The sequence below is a fragment of the Pseudomonas sp. PGPPP4 genome (assembly GCF_002256045.1).
GTDB lineage: Bacteria > Pseudomonadota > Gammaproteobacteria > Pseudomonadales > Pseudomonadaceae > Chryseomonas > Chryseomonas oryzihabitans.
The window spans coordinates 313957-329965 of record NZ_NKID01000004.1 but is presented as its reverse complement, the minus strand read 5'-3'; the positions used below and the strand labels follow the sequence as shown (position 1 = coordinate 329965).

13 protein-coding genes and 1 pseudogene are annotated in these 16009 nt (G+C 67.4%); 8 read left to right on the top strand and 6 right to left on the bottom strand.

Translation table 11 applies throughout. The features are described 5' to 3' along the window. The first annotated feature begins 57 nt into the window (after positions 1-57). From amn to CFE50_RS09685, 5 genes are all read left to right on the top strand, one after another. Positions 58-1530: an AMP nucleosidase gene (gene amn / locus CFE50_RS09705; RefSeq protein ID WP_286733055.1), complete on the top strand. Its 1473-nt coding sequence runs from the start codon at positions 58-60 to the stop codon at positions 1528-1530. 845 nt (positions 1531-2375) lie between these two features. Beyond that, complete coding sequence (locus tag CFE50_RS09700) at positions 2376-3539, top strand: type III PLP-dependent enzyme (protein ID WP_286733052.1); 1164 nt, start codon at positions 2376-2378, stop codon at positions 3537-3539. Positions 3540-3721: 182 nt separating this feature from the next. Continuing rightward, positions 3722-5938: a TonB-dependent receptor gene (locus CFE50_RS09695; protein ID WP_286733049.1), complete on the top strand. Its 2217-nt coding sequence runs from the start codon at positions 3722-3724 to the stop codon at positions 5936-5938. Between the two features lie 62 nt (positions 5939-6000). Next, the gene (locus CFE50_RS09690; protein WP_044343107.1) at positions 6001-6684 is read left to right on the top strand and encodes a Fe2+-dependent dioxygenase; all 684 of its coding nucleotides are present in this window, start codon (positions 6001-6003) and stop codon (positions 6682-6684) included. After that, entirely contained in the window at positions 6669-9173 is a 2505-nt protein-coding gene (locus tag CFE50_RS09685; protein WP_502694691.1) for a PepSY domain-containing protein, read from the top strand. The genes CFE50_RS09690 and CFE50_RS09685 overlap by 16 nt, the downstream gene beginning before the upstream one ends. 2 nt (positions 9174-9175) lie before the next feature. Here the strand turns inward: CFE50_RS09685 and CFE50_RS09680 are convergent, their stop codons facing one another. Then, on the bottom strand, positions 9176-9625 hold the full coding sequence (locus tag CFE50_RS09680; RefSeq protein WP_286733354.1) for a DMT family transporter: 450 nt from the start codon (positions 9623-9625) through the stop codon (positions 9176-9178). A 109-nt stretch (positions 9626-9734) separates the two neighbouring features. On the opposite strand from CFE50_RS09680, the gene CFE50_RS09675 reads away from it, so the two are divergent. Both CFE50_RS09675 and CFE50_RS09670 read left to right on the top strand, forming a co-directional pair. After that, complete coding sequence (locus CFE50_RS09675) at positions 9735-10226, top strand: hypothetical protein (RefSeq protein ID WP_286733043.1); 492 nt, start codon at positions 9735-9737, stop codon at positions 10224-10226. 9 nt (positions 10227-10235) lie between these two features. Continuing rightward, positions 10236-10688, top strand: coding sequence for a DUF421 domain-containing protein (locus tag CFE50_RS09670; protein ID WP_286733040.1), 453 nt, complete (start codon positions 10236-10238; stop codon positions 10686-10688). A 66-nt stretch (positions 10689-10754) separates the two neighbouring features. Here the strand turns inward: CFE50_RS09670 and CFE50_RS09665 are convergent, their stop codons facing one another. From CFE50_RS09665 to zapE, 4 genes and pseudogenes are all read right to left on the bottom strand, one after another. Beyond that, positions 10755-11060, bottom strand: a complete 306-nt coding sequence (locus tag CFE50_RS09665; protein WP_007159629.1) for a con-10 family general stress protein — start codon at positions 11058-11060, stop codon at positions 10755-10757. A 75-nt stretch (positions 11061-11135) separates the two neighbouring features. Next, positions 11136-11267, bottom strand: a pseudogene (locus CFE50_RS09660) (con-10 family general stress protein); the annotation flags it as partial. Between the two features lie 302 nt (positions 11268-11569). Beyond that, a complete protein-coding gene (locus CFE50_RS09655) occupies positions 11570-12433 on the bottom strand; it encodes an MBL fold metallo-hydrolase (protein ID WP_286733034.1) in 864 nt (287 codons plus the stop codon). Between the two features lie 91 nt (positions 12434-12524). Beyond that, positions 12525-13625, bottom strand: coding sequence for a cell division protein ZapE (zapE, locus tag CFE50_RS09650; RefSeq protein ID WP_286733032.1), 1101 nt, complete (start codon positions 13623-13625; stop codon positions 12525-12527). A gap of 159 nt (positions 13626-13784) precedes the next feature. Between zapE and CFE50_RS09645 the strand changes: the two genes are divergently transcribed. Then, positions 13785-15005 carry a pyridoxal phosphate-dependent aminotransferase gene (locus tag CFE50_RS09645; protein WP_286733030.1) on the top strand — a complete coding sequence of 407 codons (1221 nt, stop codon included), beginning with the start codon at positions 13785-13787 and terminating at the stop codon, positions 15003-15005. Here CFE50_RS09645 and CFE50_RS09640 read toward each other — a convergent pair whose 3' ends face one another. Further along, the gene (locus CFE50_RS09640) at positions 15006-15788 is read right to left on the bottom strand and encodes a hypothetical protein (protein WP_286733028.1); all 783 of its coding nucleotides are present in this window, start codon (positions 15786-15788) and stop codon (positions 15006-15008) included. Between the last annotated feature and the right edge of the window lie 221 nt (positions 15789-16009).

Genomic DNA, 16009 nt, shown 5'->3' with positions numbered 1-16009 from the left:
GTCATGCAGGGGTGTTAGGGTGTCAGCTATAGCCTGCGTCCCAACAAGGAAACCTGCATGACCTCCGTACCCGAGGATTTCACCGCCGTTGCCACGGCCAGCGAGGCGGTCGACCGTCTCGCGGCGCTGCACGACGAGGCCACCCAGGCCCTGGATGCCGCCCTCAAACGCTATCTCAAGGATCGCGTCGAGCCCAGCGCGGCCGAGCGCGAGCTGTTCCGCTATCCCGAGATCCGCATCCGCTATCGCGCCCCCGGCGTGCCGCCGGCCACCACCCGCGCCTACGCCAAGATCCAGCTGCCCGGCACCTATGTGGCCACCGTGACCCATCCGGCGGCCTTTCGCGGCTATCTGCTGGAACAGCTCGAACCCCTGATGCGCGACTATGACGTCCAGGTCGAGATCGGTCGCAGTCGCCAGGACATCCCCTATCCCTATGTGGTGGAGCAGGGCGACGAACTGGCCGGCAGTGGCGTGACCGCCGCCGAGCTGGCGCGGGTCTTTCCCAGCACCGATCTCTCCGCCGCCCACGACGACATCGCCGACGGCCACTACGACTGGGAGCGCATCGATCCGCTGCCGCTGGCGCTGTTCGATGCCGCCCGCACCGACTTCTCGCTGCGTCGCATCGTCCACTACACCGGCAGCGACTGGCGCCACGTGCAGCCCTGGATCCTGCTGACCAACTACCATCGCTATGTCGACCAGTTCATCCAGCATGGCCTGGAACAGCTGCGCAACGATCCGCGCTTCGAGCGCCTGGTGCTGCCGGGCAACGTCGTCATCGAACGCGACATGGACCCCACCGAGGCCCAGGCGGTCATCGCCGCCATCGCCTGGCACCGCTTCCAGATGCCGGCCTACCACCTGATCGCCGGTGACGGCCATGGTGTCACCCTGGTCAACATCGGCGTCGGCCCGTCCAACGCCAAGAACATCACCGACCACCTGGCGGTGCTGCGTCCGCACTGCTGGCTGATGATCGGCCACTGTGGCGGCCTGCGGCAGTCGCAGACCATCGGCGACTACGTGCTGGCCCACGCCTACATGAGACGCGACGGCATCCTCGACCGCGTGGTGCCGCCGCACATCCCCATCCCGGCGCTGGCCGAGGTGCAGGTGGCGTTGCAGGAAGCCGCCGCCAGCGTCACCGGCGAACGCGGCGAGGCGCTCAAGCGCCGCCTGCGCACCGGCACCGTGCTGACCTACGACGACCGCAACTGGGAGCTGCGCTGGGCCCAGGAACGCCCGCTGATCAACCTGGCGCGCGCCGTGGCGGTGGACATGGAAAGCGGCACCATCGCCGCCCAGGGCTATCGCCTGCGGGTGCCCTACGGCACCCTGCTGTGCGTCTCCGACAAGCCGCTGCACAGCGAGATCAAGCTGCCGGGCTCGGCCAACGCCTTCTATGCCCGCGCGGTGAGCCAGCACCTGGCGATCGGCATCGCCGCCCTGGACCAGCTGCGCACTCAGCTCGACTCCCTGCACTCGCGTAAGCTGCGCAGCTTCGACGAGCCGCCGTTCCGGTAAGGGTTGGGGTTGGGCCTGTTGGGCTTCGCTGCGCTCAACCCAACCTACGAAAGGCGATGAGCCCCAGTTCGATTGGTCCAGAGTCGCTCAGATGCTCCCCTCTCCCCTGGGAGAGGGCTGGGGTAAGGGTGTCACTGCAGCCAAGGCCTCAGTGGAAAAGGCTGCGCCGTTTTCCACGCTACGGTGCTGACGAGGCCAGAGGGTCGTTCGGACGGCCCCTCTCCCCTTGGGAGAGAGCTGGAGTGAGGGCACGTCTCGGCACCGAAAGTCTCAGTGGAAAAGGCTGCGCCGTTTTCCACGCTACGGTGCTGACGGGGCCAGATAGTCGTTCGGACGGCCCCCTCTCCCCTTGGGAGAGGGCTGGGGTGAGGGCGCGCTTAGGCACCGAAAGCTCAGTGGAAAAGGCTGCGCCTCTTTCCACGCTACGGTGCCATGGCTGCGATCGCCCAGCGCCACCGTCAAAGCCCAATGGCTGCGCTGTTCGGCCTCTTGATTCCCCGCGCGGAAACCTCCTGTCATCGCCCCCCAGGAACATCTCGGCGCTCGCTCCGGTCGGTTGCAGGAGAGGGGTGAGTCCGCAGGCGTCACCGTTCGGTAAAGATCATGGATTTAACATTGATCTCTGAGGCGTCTGGCCCTAAAGTTCGCGCCCGAACGTCCATGCTGGAAACGATCCATCCGGCTCAAGTACCGACGACGAGACAGCGAGGTCAACGCTAGTACGCGTTGACCTTTTTGCTTTCGGCGATGTGCCTTGGGAAGTAGGCGAACCAAAGTGGGGAAACGGATTAGGCGTTCAGAACACCCCCTCCTTCAATTTGTTCTGCCCATCGGGAGTCCGACGCATGTCCATCAAGGTCGAAGATTACTATTCTCGCGAAACCTTTCAGAAGATGAAGGCCTTCGCCGACCAGCAGGAAACCCCCTTCGTCGTCATCGACACCGCCACCATCGGCCGGGCCTATGACGATCTCGTTGGCAATTTCCCGTTCGCCAAGATCTATTACGCGGTTAAGGCCAACCCGGCCATCGAGATCACCGAGTTGCTGCGCGACAAGGGCTCGAACTTCGACATCGCCTCCATCTACGAGCTGGACAAGGTGCTGTCCACCGGGGTCGAGCCGGAGCGCATCAGCTACGGCAACACCATCAAGAAGTCCAAGGACATCCGCTACTTCTACGAGAAGGGCGTGCGCATGTTCGCCACCGACTCCGAGGCCGACCTGCGCAATATCGCCAAGGCTGCCCCGGGCTCGCGCATCTATGTGCGGATCCTCACCGAAGGCTCCAACTCCGCCGACTGGCCGCTGTCGCGCAAGTTCGGCTGCCAGCCCGACATGGCCCTGGACCTGCTGATCCTGGCCCGCCAGCTGGGCCTGGAGCCCTATGGCATCTCCTTCCACGTCGGCAGCCAGCAGCGCGACATCGACGTCTGGGACGCCGCCATCGCCAAGGTCAAGGTGATCTTCCAGCGCCTCAAGGAAGAAGACGGCATCACCCTGAAGATGATCAACATGGGCGGTGGCTTCCCGGCCAACTACATCCAGCGCACCAACAGCCTGGAGACCTATGCCGAGGAGATCATCCGCTTCCTCAAGGAAGACTTCGGCGACGAACTGCCGGAAATCATCCTGGAGCCGGGCCGTTCGCTGATCTCCAACGCCGGCATCCTGGTCAGCGAAGTGGTGCTGGTGGCGCGCAAGTCGCGTACCGCCGTCGAGCGCTGGGTCTACACCGACGTGGGCAAGTTCTCCGGCCTGATCGAAACCATGGATGAATCCATCAAGTTCCCGATCTGGACCGAGAAGAAGGGCGAGATGGAAGAAGTCGTCATCGCCGGGCCGACCTGCGACAGCGCCGACATCATGTACGAGCACTACAAGTACGGCCTGCCGCTGAACCTGGCCAGTGGTGACCGCCTGTACTGGCTGTCCACCGGTGCCTACACCACCAGCTACAGCGCGGTGGAATTCAATGGCTTCCCGCCGCTGAAGGCCTTCTACCTCTAAGGTCTTCCCGCGGTAGTCGAGCCCGCGTCCCGTCAGGGACGCGGGCTTTTTCATGCCTGGCGAAAAGCGGTTTGTCAGGCTATTTACCAGGATTGTTAAGAATAGTTTACATTCGCTATGGATTTGATAATCGTTTGCAAATAGAATCGCGCCGCATTCACATAAGGAGGCGGCCCGCCATCATGTCCAAGGAAATGTCCTCGCTGTCCCAGCGCCGTTTGCTGGTTTCTACCTTCAGTGTCGCCGTCGCTTCGCTGTCCCTCGGGGCGCAGGCCCAAGACGCCAAGGAGCCGGTGACCCGATTGGAAAGTCTGACCATCGAAGGTCAGGCGCAGCAGGAAGGCTTCAAGGCTGAGCAGTCCGCCTCGCGCAAGTACACCGCGCCTCTGCTGGACACCCCGCAGACCGTGACCGTGGTGCCCGCACAGGTCATCCAGGACCAGCAGGCCTTGAGCTTGAGATCGGTGCTGTCCAACGTATCCGGCATCACCTTCAACGCCGGCGAGGGCGGTGGTGGCTCCGGCGACAGCATCAACATCCGCGGCTTCAGTGCCAATTCGAACATCCAGATCGATGGCCTGCGCGACAGCACCCAGACCAACCGCACCGACACCTTCAACCTGGAATCGGTCGAGGTCATCAAGGGCCCCAACTCGGTGTTCGGCGGCGCCGGCACCACCGGTGGCTCCATCAACCTGATCAGCAAGAAGCCCCAGGAGCGCCAGTTCACCCGCATCGGCGCGGGCCTGGGCACCGACAGCTATCGCCGCCTGACCCTGGACACCAACCAGCCGCTGCAGGGCGTGGGCAACGACAGCGCCTTCCGCCTGAATCTGATGGCCCACGAGAACGACGTGCCCGGCCGCGACCAGATCGATCGCGAGCGCTGGGGCATCGCGCCGTCGCTGGCCCTGGGTCTGTCGGACGACACCCGCCTGACCCTGAGCTACTTCCACCAGACCGACAACAACCAGCCCGACTACGGGGTGCCGGCGCTCAACGGCAAGCGCCTGGGCGGGGTGGATCGCGATGCCTATTTCGGCTTCAAGAACATCGACAAGGAAGACATAGACAACAATGTCTTCACCGTGGAGCTGGAGCATCGCTTCAACGACAACCTGAGTCTGCAGAACCTGACCCGCTACAGCCGCATCGAGCGCGACGTGGTGATCTCGGCGTCCCACGTCAACCTGGGTGGCGTGGCCGCGGGTCGCTATCGCCCGGCCGGTCCCCAGGGCTATGGCCGCGACGTGACCTCGGAGATGTGGATCAACCAGACCAACCTCACCGGCAATGTCGAAACCTTTGGCCTGGGCCATTCCTTCGTGCTGGGCGCCGAGTTCTCCCGCGAGGATTACGACCGCGACACCTACAGCTATGGCCTGACCTTCCCGGCCGCCGGCTATTCCCTGGCCGCGCCGCCGGAGCGCTATGACGGCGCGACCAACAAGCAGACCTCGGCCATCGCCAACAACGTGCTGACCGACAAGGCGCTCTATGCCTTCGACACCATTGCCCTCAACGACTACTGGGATCTGAACCTGGGCCTGCGCTACGACTGGTTCGACGGCGACAGCGACACCACCCCGGTCGCCAACGGCGTGCGCGGCGCCAAGACCAAGCTGAGTTCGGATGACGCCAAGTTGAGCGGGCGCGCCGGCCTGGTGTTCAAGCCGGCTCCGAACGGTCGGGTCTACGTGGCCTATGGCACCTCCTTCAATCCCTCGGCGGAAAGCCTGACCTCCACCGGCGCCGGGCTGAGCGCGGCCAACCAGGATCTGGGTCCGGAAAAGAACAAGACCTGGGAGCTGGGCACCAAGTGGGAATTCCTCGACAAGCGCCTGGAGCTGGACGGCGCACTGTTCCGCGTCGAGAAGAGCAATGCGCGGGAGACCCTGGCCGACGGCAGCACCGCCCTGGCCGGCAAGCAGCGCGTGCAGGGCATCGAGCTGGGCGCCACCGGGCGGATCACCCCGCAGTGGAACGTCTACGCCAACTTCACCTTCCTCGACAGCGAGACGCTCAAGGCCGCCGATACCCTGGACGGTCGCAATCGCGAAGGCCAGGCGCTGGCCAACACCCCGCCGCGTTCGCTCAATCTCTGGACCACCTACGAGCTGCCGGCCGGCTGGCGGGTGGGCTATGGTGCCCGCTATGTCAGCGAGCGCAACGTCACCTCCAGCAACGACGGCGCCAAGCTCGACGACTACTGGCTGCACAACGCCATGGTCGGCTATCGCGTCAATCGCAACGTCGACCTGCAGCTCAACGTCAACAACGTCTTCGACAAGGACTATGTGGAGCGGGTGCGTTCGCAACTGGGCGTAAGCACCCGGTCGTCGGCCATCGAATACGGCGATGCCCGTTCCGCCATCCTGACCGCGACCTACAGCTTCTGAGGTCGCCTGCAGCAACCGAAGCCCTGCCTGCGCAGGGCTTTCGGCGTTAGAGGGGAATCACCATGATGATCAGCGTTCCGGGCGTGCTGACGCCCGAGCAGGTAAGGGAATGCCGGGAGCGGCTGGAGGCGGCCGCCTGGGCCGATGGCCGGCACACGGCCGGTTTTCAGTCGGCCATGGCCAAGGACAATCTGCAGCTGCCGGCGGACGAGCCGGCGGCGCGCGCGGTGGGCGAGCTGATCCAGCAGGCGCTGGCACGGCATCCGCTGTTCGTCGCCGCGGCGCTGCCGGCACGGGTGTTTCCGCCGCTGTTCAATCGCTACCAGGGCGGCCAGTCCTTTGGCCTGCACGTGGACAATGCCCTGCGGCCGCTACCGGATGGCAGCGGCTACCTGCGCACCGATCTGTCGGCCACGCTGTTCTTCTCCGAGCCGGACGAATACGACGGTGGCGAGCTGGTGGTGGAAGACACCTATGGCGCCCACAGCGTCAAGCTGGCGGCGGGCGATCTGATCCTCTATCCGGCCAGTAGCCTGCACCGGGTGCTGCCGGTCACCCGCGGTACCCGGCTGTGTTCCTTTTTCTGGATCCAGAGCCTGGTGCGCGATGCCGGCCAGCGCGGCCAGCTGTTCGAACTCGACCAGGGTATCCAGCGGGCGGCGGCCGAGCTGGGGCAGGGCCACGAGGCCTGCCTGCAGCTGACCGGTGTCTATCACAACCTCCTGCGGCTGTGGGCCCAGCCCTGATCCGCGCGAGTCTGTTCCAGCTGCACAGCCTGCTCGGGCTGGCGGCGGGGCTGGTGCTGGTGGTGCTGGGGGTGACGGGGGCGCTCTATAGCTTTCAGCTGGAGTTGCTGGAACTGCTCAATCCGCCGCCGACCGCCGCGACGCCGGACCAGCGTCCGCTGACACTGCCGGAAGTGCGGCAGCGCCTCGTGCCGCCGGACCGGGAGCTGAGCTTCGTCTCTAGCATGGCGGGGGAGGGCTACGGCCTGCTCGGCCTGGCGCCGGCGAGCGGCCAGGGCCGTGGCGAGGTGCTGCTGTTCGATCGCTACACCGGCGAGGTGCTGAAGGCGCCGCGCGGCCAGGCGTTCTTTCGCCTGGTCCTGGACCTGCACCGCTCCCTGGCCCTGGGACCGGTAGGCAAGGCCCTGACCGGGGCCGCCACCCTGATCCTGCTGGTGCTCTGCCTGTCCGGCCTCTATCTGCGCTGGCCGCGCCAGGCAGGGCGCTGGCGCACCTGGCTGACCCTCGACTGGGCGCGTCGGGGGCGCAGTTTCCACTGGGACCTGCACGCCGTGGTCGGCACCTGGTGCCTGCTGCTCTATCTGCTGGCGGCGCTGACCGGTCTGTATTGGTCCTATGACTGGTATCGCCAGGCCAGCGAGCGATTGCTGGGGGCGGCGCCGGAGTCGCGGATCAGCGGCGTGGTGGCGCGCCAGGATGTGGACCTGGATGCGCTCTGGCAGAGCTTTCGGCAGGAGACCGGCGGACAGGTCGAGGGCTATGGCCTGCTGCTGCCCAATCCGGCGCGCAAGGTCAGTCAGCCGACCCTCTGGTACCTGCCCGACGAGGCCGAGCATGTCCGTGCCCTCAATCGCATCGTCTTCGATGGCGCGGGACGGGTGCTCGATCACCGCCGCTACAGCGAACAGCCGCTCGGCGCTCGGCTGCTGCTCAGTGTCTATGCGCTGCATTCGGGCGAGTATTTCGGTCTGACCGGACGGGTGGCCCTGGCGCTCGCCAGCCTGGCCATGCCGCTGTTCATGGTGACCGGCCTCTGGCTCTATCTGGACCGCCGCCGCAAGCGTCGCCAGGCGCACCAGGCCCGGCGCGGCCTGCTGCCGGCCACGCCGGGCGCCGCCGACTGGCTGATCGGCTATGCCAGCCAGAGCGGCCAGGGCGAGGCGCTGGCCTGGCAGGCCGCTGGCCAGTTGCAGGCGGCGGGGCTGAGCGCCGAGGTGACAGCGCTGGGGCGGCTCTCGGTCGAGCGGCTGCAACGGGCCACCCGGGCACTGTTCGTCGTCGCCACCCACGGCGACGGCGAGGCACCGGATGCCGCGCGCGGCTTCGAGCGGCGCATGCTGACCCAGGCGGCGACGCTGCCAAGTCTGAGCTATGGGGTGCTGGCCCTGGGCGATCGGCGCTATCCGGCCTATTGCGCCTTTGCCCGGCGGCTGGATGCCTGGCTCGCCGGGCAGGGCGCCCGGTCGCTGTTCGCCCCGGTGGAGGTGGACAATGGCGACGCTCGGGCGCTCGCGGTCTGGCAGGGTCGGCTCCAGACCCTGGGCGCCGTGGCCGCCGCGCCAGCGGTCGAGCGGCCGCTGCAGGCCTGGCCGCTGGTAGCGGTGCAGCCGCTCAATGTCGGCAGCCCCGGTGGCGCGGTCTTCGAGTTGCAGCTGTTGCCGCCGCCCGGGAGCAGCTGGGCACCTGGCGATATCCTCGAGATCGCGCCGCACCAGGGCGCCGAACGCGTAGCGGCCTGGTTGTCGCCCCTGGGGCTGGCCACGGACAGCGTGGTGGTAGGCGACGGCATCAGCCAGACCCTCGCCGCAGCCCTGGACACCCGTCTGTTGCCGAAAGACCAGACCGCGCTGACGGGCCTGGACGCCCAGGCGCTGCTCGACGCTCTGATGCCACTCGCCGTGCGCCAGTACTCCATCGCCTCGCTACCCGATGAAGGCGCACTGCGATTGCTGGTGCGCCAGCAGCGCAAGGCGGACGGTAGTCTGGGCATCGCCTCCGGCTGGCTGACCACAGGGCTGCGGCCGGGCGATGCGGTGCCGGCGCGACTCCGCGCCCATCCGGGCTTCAGACCGCCGCTGGACCAGCGCCCGCTAGTGCTGATCGCTGCCGGTACTGGTCTGGCCGGGGTGCGCCCGCTGCTGGCTACCCGTATCGCCGCCGGGTACCGGCGCAACTGGCTGCTGTTTGGCGAACGCACGGCGGCCCACGACGATTTCTATGGGGCGGAGCTGGATGCCTGGCAGGCGCGGGGCGAGCTGGAACGGCTGGACCGGGTGTTCTCGCGGGACGGCGACGGCTATGTGCAGGACCGCCTGCGGGTGCAGCGCGAACTGCTGCTGGACTGGCTGGCGGCCGATGCCGTGATCATGGTCTGCGGCAGCCTGCCGGGCCTGGGGCGTAGCGTCCAGGCCACCCTGCAGGCGCTGCTCGGCGAGGCCGAGGTCCAGCGGCTGATCGACGAACAGCGCTACCGTCGCGATCTCTACTAGACCTAGGCCCGGGCGATGCACCAGACGCCGGCACCGATCAGCGCCACGCCGGCCAGCTTGCCGAGGGTGACCGGATCCTGGCGAAAGCCGGCCCAGCCGAAGTGATCCAGGCTCAGCGACATGGCCAGCTGCCCGGCGATCACCAGCGCCATGAACAGGGTGGCGCCGATGCGCGGACCGGCGAAGGCGGCCATGGCGATAAAGAACATGCCCAGCAGGCCGCCGCACCAGTGCCACCAGTGCAATTCGCGCAGGGCACCCAGGGTGGGGACGCCACGCTGCCAGAAGGTCAGGCCCAGCAGGGCGATGAGACCGACCATGAAGGAAATGGACGCCGCGGCGAAGACGCTGCCGAGGTGCCGGGCGAGTTGGCCGTTGATGCCGGCCTGCAGCGGCAGGCAGGCACCGGCGATGAAGGGCAGGACGAGCAGCCACCAGACGGGCATCGACAGGACTCCAGGAAAAAAGGGGCGCGCAGTATGCCCCAGTGGGTGGGCGAAGCGGTCGAACCGGCGACCTCCGGTCGGGCTCCAAGCTCTATCGAATTGCGGAGCGACCGCCATGACGCCACGGGTGGAAAAGCCTCTGCCGATCCGCGAGGAGCCGGGCCTGCAACGCTGGATCTGGCGCTGCGAGCGGCTGGGCTGGGTGTTGCTGGGCCTGTTCGTCGCCCTGGCCCTGGCCGGCCTGTTCGCCAGCGGCGGGCCCTGGGCCACGGCGACCCGGGTCAGCGCGGATGGCCAGCTCAGTGTCGAATACGAGCGCTTCCAGCGCCGCGGTGCGCCGGCGACCCTGACCCTGGAACTGGCACCCGGCCTCGACCGCGTCGGCCTGGATGAACGCCTGGTGGCCGACTGGACGGTGGAAGCCCTCTATCCGCAGCCGCTGCGCATGACCAGCAGCGACGGGGTGCTCTGGCTCGATCTGGCGACCGGTACGGGGCCGAGTCGCCTGCACCTCGCCTTGCGCCCGGACCGCCTGGGCACCGTCGACTGGCGGATCCTGCGACCCGGCCAGCCACCGCTGGCACTTTCCGCCTTCATCTATCCCTAGGGAACTGCCATGGAATCCGTCTTGCGCGCCGCCGCCCTCTACGCCTTCCTGCTGGTGCTGTTTCGCATCACTGGGCGACGGGCCCTGTCGGAGATCACCACCTTCGATTTCGTCCTGTTGCTGGTGATCGGCGAGGCCACCCAGCAGGCGCTGCTGGGCGACGACTTTTCGGTGATCAATGCCTTCGTGGTGATCGCCACCCTGGTGCTGATCGACATCCTGCTTTCGCTGTTCAAGGAGCGTTCGCCCCGGGTCGGGCGCTTTCTCGACGGGGTGCCGCTGATCGTGGTGGAGTACGGCAAGCCGTTGACGGAGCGGCTGCGCAAGGCGCGCCTCACCGAGGAAGACATCCTCGAGGCGGCGCGGCAGAGTCAGGGGCTGGAACGGCTGGAGCAGATCCGCTTCGCGGTGCTGGAGAAGAATGGCCAGATCTCGGTGATACCCAAGCCCACAGAGAAGTGACGGTGACGTAGGAGGCGGGAAGGGCAGGATGAGCCTGCCCTTCGCCATGGCCTGGATCAGGCCGGATTACTGCTGGCCGCCACCGCCGCTGTTCTGACCGCCCTTGCGGCCGGCCTCGGACGCCTTCTCGCGGTCATTGGCGAAGTTGCCGCCACTGTTCTCGCCGCCCTTGCGGCCGGCTTCGGCGGCGCGCTCTGGGTCATTGGCGAAGTTGCCACCACTGTTCTGGCCGCCCTTGCTGCCCGCCTCGGCGGCGCGCTCGGGATCGTTGGCGAAGTTGCCCCCGCTGTTCTGCCCACCTTTGCTGCCGGCTTCGGCGGCCTTTTCGCGATCGTTGGCGAAGTTGCCGGGATTGGAGTTGTTGGTGCTCATCGTGAATTCCTCTTGATCGTGGGACGAAGGAGCCGGGTCCACCCGGACGTGGCTCCGCTACAAGGAGGGAAGCGCCTAGCGGCTACCACCCTTGCGTCCGGCTTCGGAGGCTTTCTCGCGATCATTGGCAAAGTTGCCCCCGCTGTTCTGGCCGCCCTTGCGCCCGGCCTCGGCAGCCTTCTCGCGATCATTGGCGAAGTTGCCGGGATTGGAGTTCGAATTCTTGGTGGTCATGGTCGCTCTACCTCTGGTGGGAATGTAGTGCAGAACACATTGCCTGCCCTGGTATTGAGGAGCGGACGCGGCGAGGTTTCCCGGCCAGGGGATGGGTGGTCGCAGGCCATGGGCCACTACCAGGTCTGTATCTAAATTCGGCCGACGAGCTGTCCAACCTTGCCGCTGGGTTGGACGGAGCAGAGAAGCTGTGCGAACTGGAAAAGCCTGGACGCAGCGGCGCCGCTGCGTCCAATACCTGTGGCTCTTACCTTGTACGACGGATGGCGGCGATCCTAGAAACCGTCGATGGGAATCTTCAGGTAACGGCGGCCATTGGCCTCGGCCGGCGGCAGGGTGCCGGCGCGGATATTCACCTGGATCGCCGGCAGGATCAGCGTCGGCATGGACAGGGTGGCGTCACGGCGGGTGCGCAGGGCGACGAAGGCATCCTCGTCCACGCCATCGCGGACGTGCACGTTGAGCGCACGCTCTTCACCCACGGTGGTCTCGTGGCGCGCTTCGCGGCCGGCGGGCGGATAGTCGTGGCACAGATAGAGGCGCGTGGCCTCCGGCAGGGCCAGCAGCCGGCGGATCGAACGATAGAGATCGCGGGCGCTGCCACCGGGGAAGTCGCAGCGCGCCGAGCCGACATCGGGCATGAACAGGGTGTCGCCGACGAAGACATGCTCCTCTTCCACCTGGTAGGCCATGTCGGCCGGGGTGTGGCCGGGCACGTGCAGGGCGCGGGCGGTCAGGGCACCGATGTGGAAGACCTCGTCGGGCTGGAACAGGTGATCGAACTGAGAGCCGTCGAGGCGGAATTCCGCTTCCAGGTTGAAGATGTCCTTGAAGGCGCCCTGGACCCGGCGGATGCCTTCGCCGATGGCGATGCGGCCGCCCAGTTGCCGCCGCAGATAGGGCGCGGCGGAGAGGTGGTCGGCGTGGGCATGGGTCTCCAGCAGCCACTCCACGGTCAGCCCCTGATCGTGCACGAAGCGGGCGACGCGATCCGCCGACAGGGTGGCGGTGCGGCCCGAATGCGGATCGTAGTCCAGCACCGAATCGACGATGGCGCAGCGACTGCCGGGCGCTTCGTAGATCACATAGGTGAAGGTGGACGTGGTGGCGTCGAAGAAGGGTTCGATGCGCGGAGTCATGACCGGGCCTCGTCAAGCTGTGGGATGTCCCACCTTACCACGGGGCTCCGCCGCTCCGCGGCGTGCCTCGTCGCCGCAGGTCTAGACCGGCCTAGTACCGCGCCTGCTGCATCTCCTTCAAGCGACTCAGGGTGCGGCGGAAGGGGAATTCCAGAAAGCCGCGGGTGTACAGCTGATCCAGGGGCACGGCGGCGTCCAGGTAGAGAGGGCGGCGGCGGTCGTAGGCTTCGTCGACCAGGGCGATGAAGCGGCGCACGGCGTCGTCCTGGGGCGCCAGGCTGGGCAGTTCGCGGTCGCCGGCCAGGACCCGTGTCGCGCCGTCTTCGGTGCCGCGGGCGATGCGGCCCGCGCGGGGATCGCCGGACAGGCAGGGGACGTTGCCCAGCAACAGGGCGGGAAAGCGGGTGCAGAGATCCATGTAGTCGGTGGTGGCCCAGGCGCCCTGGCAGAGCACGGCGAAATCCAGCCAGATCGCGCCGGAGGCCCGCTGCACCACGGGCAGCGGGCGCTCGCCGAGGATCAGGGGGGCGGTCGTCACGGCTTCCCCTGCGGTGAGGCGGGCAAAGGTCGTGGCGAGGGCGGTGGGGTCGTCCACCCAGAAGCGCGGTTCGGCCTGGCCTTGGTGCAGCCGGTGATCCTGGCCGCCGTCCACCTCCAGCACGTCCAGCTGTGCCTGCAGGGCGGCGATGGCGGGCAGCAGGCGCTCGCGATTGAAGCCGCCGGCATAGAGCTGCTCCGGTGGCTGGTTGGAGGTGACCACCAGCACCAGGCCCTGGTCCAGCAGGGCGCACAGCAGGCCGCCCACCAGGATGGCGTCGCCGATGTCGCTGACGAAGAGTTCGTCGAAGCACAGCACCCGCACCTCGGCGGCCAGCTCCCGGGCCAGCACCTGCAGGGGATCGCGGGTGCCGGCGAGCTGGAACTGGCGCTGGTGCACCCAGCGCATGAAGTGATGGAAATGCTGGCGGCGGGCAGGCACCGGCAGGCTGGCGTGGAACAGGTCCAGCAGCCAGGTCTTGCCACGGCCGACCGGTCCCCAGAGATAGAGACCGCGCGCCGGTTGGCCCGCCAGCAGCGCCGCGTGGCAGGCCTCCAGGCGCAGGACAGCGGCCTCCTGGGCGGCATCGGGCAGGCGGTCGCCCTGGGCCAGGATCCGGCGGTAGGCAGCGAGGGGAGAGGGGGCGGTGGTCATGGTCGCCACTCTAGCGCTCGACCTGGCGGCAGACCATGCCCCGGTGGAATGACGTGAGTCCTTTATAGCGTTTGAAGGCCGGCGGCCGCGGTTCGATAGTGCGAGACGATCCCTGCCGGACGCTTCCGGCACCTCTTTTCGCCTGTCTGGAGCCCTGTCATGGCCGCCGATTCGACCCTGCACCTCGCCCACTGCCTCGCCTCCGTGGGCGTCTCCGAGATCCTCAAGATCACCGAACGCGCCAATGCCCTGCGCCGCCAGGGCGTCGATCTGCTGGTGCTGGGGGCGGGCGAGCCGGACTTCGATACCCCGGAGCACATCAAGGAGGCGGCGATCCAGGCCATCCGCGCCGGCCAGACGAAGTACACGGTGCTCGACGGCAGCCCGGCGCTCAAGGAGGCCATTCGCCGCAAGTTCGCCCGGGAGAACGACCTGGTGTTCGCCCAGGACGAGGTGACCGCTTCGGCCGGGGCCAAGCAGGTGATCTTCAACGCCATGATGGCGACCCTGGACGCGGGCGACGAGGTGATCATCCCCGCGCCCTTCTGGGTGACCTATGCCGACATCGTCACCATCCTCGGCGGCACGCCGGTGGTGCTGCCGTGCCGTGAGGAGGATGGCTTCCGCCTGACCGCCGAGGCCCTGGAGGCGGCCATCACCCCGCGCACCCGCTGGGTGATGCTCAACTCGCCGTCCAACCCCTCCGGGGCGGCCTATGGCGAGGAACACTACCGCCCGCTGCTGGAGGTGCTGCTGCGCCATCCGCAGGTCTGGCTGATGGTCGACGACATGTACGAGCACATCCTCTACGACGGCTTTCGCTTCGTCACTCCGGCGGCCCTGGAGCCACGGCTGCGCGAGCGGACCCTGACCATCAACGGCGTCTCCAAGGCCTATGCCATGACCGGCTGGCGCCTGGGCTATGCCGGCGGACCCAAGGCGCTGATCCAGGCCATGGCCAGTGTGCAGAGCCAGGTGACCTCCTGCCCCTGCTCGGTCAGCCAGGCCGCGGCCATCGCCGCCCTGGATGGGCCGCAGGACATCGTGCGCGAGCGTTGCGAGCTGTTTCGCCAGCGGCGGGATCTGGTGGTGGACGCGCTGAACGCGGTGCCGGGCCTGTCGGCGCGGCGGCCCGAGGGGGCCTTCTATGTCTACGCCAGTTGCGCGGGGGTCTTGGGTCGGCGGACGCCGGGCGGGGAGCTGATCGACAGCGATACGGCCTTTGCCCGCTACCTCATGGACGAGGGCGGGGTGGCGGTGGTGCCAGGCTCGGCCTTTGGCCTGGCGCCTTACTTCCGGGTTTCCTACGCCACCTCGCACGAGGTGCTGGAGGAAGCCTGCCGCCGGATCGCCGAAGCGACCCGGCGACTGCTGGCCTGATCAGCCGGCCGGCGGTGCCGGGGGTGCCGGCGGTTGGGCGCCCGGGACGACCGGCTGGACGCCGGGGGGCGGGGGCGGCGGCAGACGACCGGGACCGCGGGGTGCCGGCGGGGTGTCCAGGGTCTGCAGCGAGTTGGCGTCGGCGCCGAGGGCGCTGACCCGGAAGGCACGGCCCTGGGCATTGGCCACCAGCTCGCCGCGGACGGCTACGGTCTGACCGGGCTTGAGCAGCGCTTGCAGGCGCAGGGCTTCATGGGGCGGCAGGCGCAGGGCGGTACCGTCCTGCAGCAGGGCGCCGTTCACGTCGCCACGGGGACCGTGCAGCAGCTGGACGATCTGGCCCTGGAGGCTATCGCCATCGCGCTCGGTGCCCGGCGCCGGGGGTGCCGGCGGACGGCGACCGCCCACGCGATCGGGGCCTTCGTCGGTGACCGTCTTGCCGGTCTGGACGTTGGTCAGGGACACCGCCTGGACCAGCGGCAGGCTGGCGGCGCGCAGGCCGGCGACGTTGATGCTGTCACCCGGCTTGAAGGTGGCGGCCAGTTGCTCGGACAGGTGCGGCGGGGTGTTGACCTCGGTGCCGTCGGCCAGGATCAGGCCGTCGATATCGCCGCGGGGATTGAGCAGGAACTGCTTGAGCTGGCCCTGTTGGGTAGGAATCTGGGCGCTGGCTGCGGTGGTGGAGGCGGTGCTGCCGGCGGGTGCGGTTTGTGCCAGGACGAGGCCGCTGACGGACAGCAGGGCGAAGGTCCCGATCACGAGGGTTTGGGTCTTGGTAGGCATGGATGACTCCTGCGGTGGTTGACGATCAGGATATTGCAGGGCCTGTGCCAACTTTTATTTCCCATGTAAATCAATGGCTTGGGTTTTTAAGCAGCGATTGGAGCCAGGCTTTGCGTCCGGTTGGCGGACAGGCCTGTCGGCAAAGCGGACAGCCTAAGAGCCTGTCCAAAGTCTGCTGCGCGTCGGCCAAACGGCGTTGAAAATGGCTTCGGAATGCTCAT

What these genes read in the sequence shown, in the direction of transcription:
- CFE50_RS09655 (WP_286733034.1), bottom strand. Translation starts at nt 12,433, where the DNA reads ATGACTCCGCGCATCGAACCCTTCTTCGACGCCACCACGTCCACCTTC.
- CFE50_RS09690 (WP_044343107.1), top strand. Translation starts at nt 6,001, where the DNA reads ATGATGATCAGCGTTCCGGGCGTGCTGACGCCCGAGCAGGTAAGGGAA.
- CFE50_RS09665 (WP_007159629.1), bottom strand. Translation starts at nt 11,060, where the DNA reads ATGAGCACCAACAACTCCAATCCCGGCAACTTCGCCAACGATCGCGAA.
- CFE50_RS09670 (WP_286733040.1), top strand. Translation starts at nt 10,236, where the DNA reads ATGGAATCCGTCTTGCGCGCCGCCGCCCTCTACGCCTTCCTGCTGGTG.
- zapE (WP_286733032.1), bottom strand. Translation starts at nt 13,625, where the DNA reads ATGACCACCGCCCCCTCTCCCCTCGCTGCCTACCGCCGGATCCTGGCC.
- CFE50_RS09700 (WP_286733052.1), top strand. Translation starts at nt 2,376, where the DNA reads ATGTCCATCAAGGTCGAAGATTACTATTCTCGCGAAACCTTTCAGAAG.
- CFE50_RS09645 (WP_286733030.1), top strand. Translation starts at nt 13,785, where the DNA reads ATGGCCGCCGATTCGACCCTGCACCTCGCCCACTGCCTCGCCTCCGTG.
- CFE50_RS09640 (WP_286733028.1), bottom strand. Translation starts at nt 15,788, where the DNA reads ATGCCTACCAAGACCCAAACCCTCGTGATCGGGACCTTCGCCCTGCTG.
- CFE50_RS09675 (WP_286733043.1), top strand. Translation starts at nt 9,735, where the DNA reads ATGACGCCACGGGTGGAAAAGCCTCTGCCGATCCGCGAGGAGCCGGGC.
- amn (WP_286733055.1), top strand. Translation starts at nt 58, where the DNA reads ATGACCTCCGTACCCGAGGATTTCACCGCCGTTGCCACGGCCAGCGAG.
- CFE50_RS09695 (WP_286733049.1), top strand. Translation starts at nt 3,722, where the DNA reads ATGTCCAAGGAAATGTCCTCGCTGTCCCAGCGCCGTTTGCTGGTTTCT.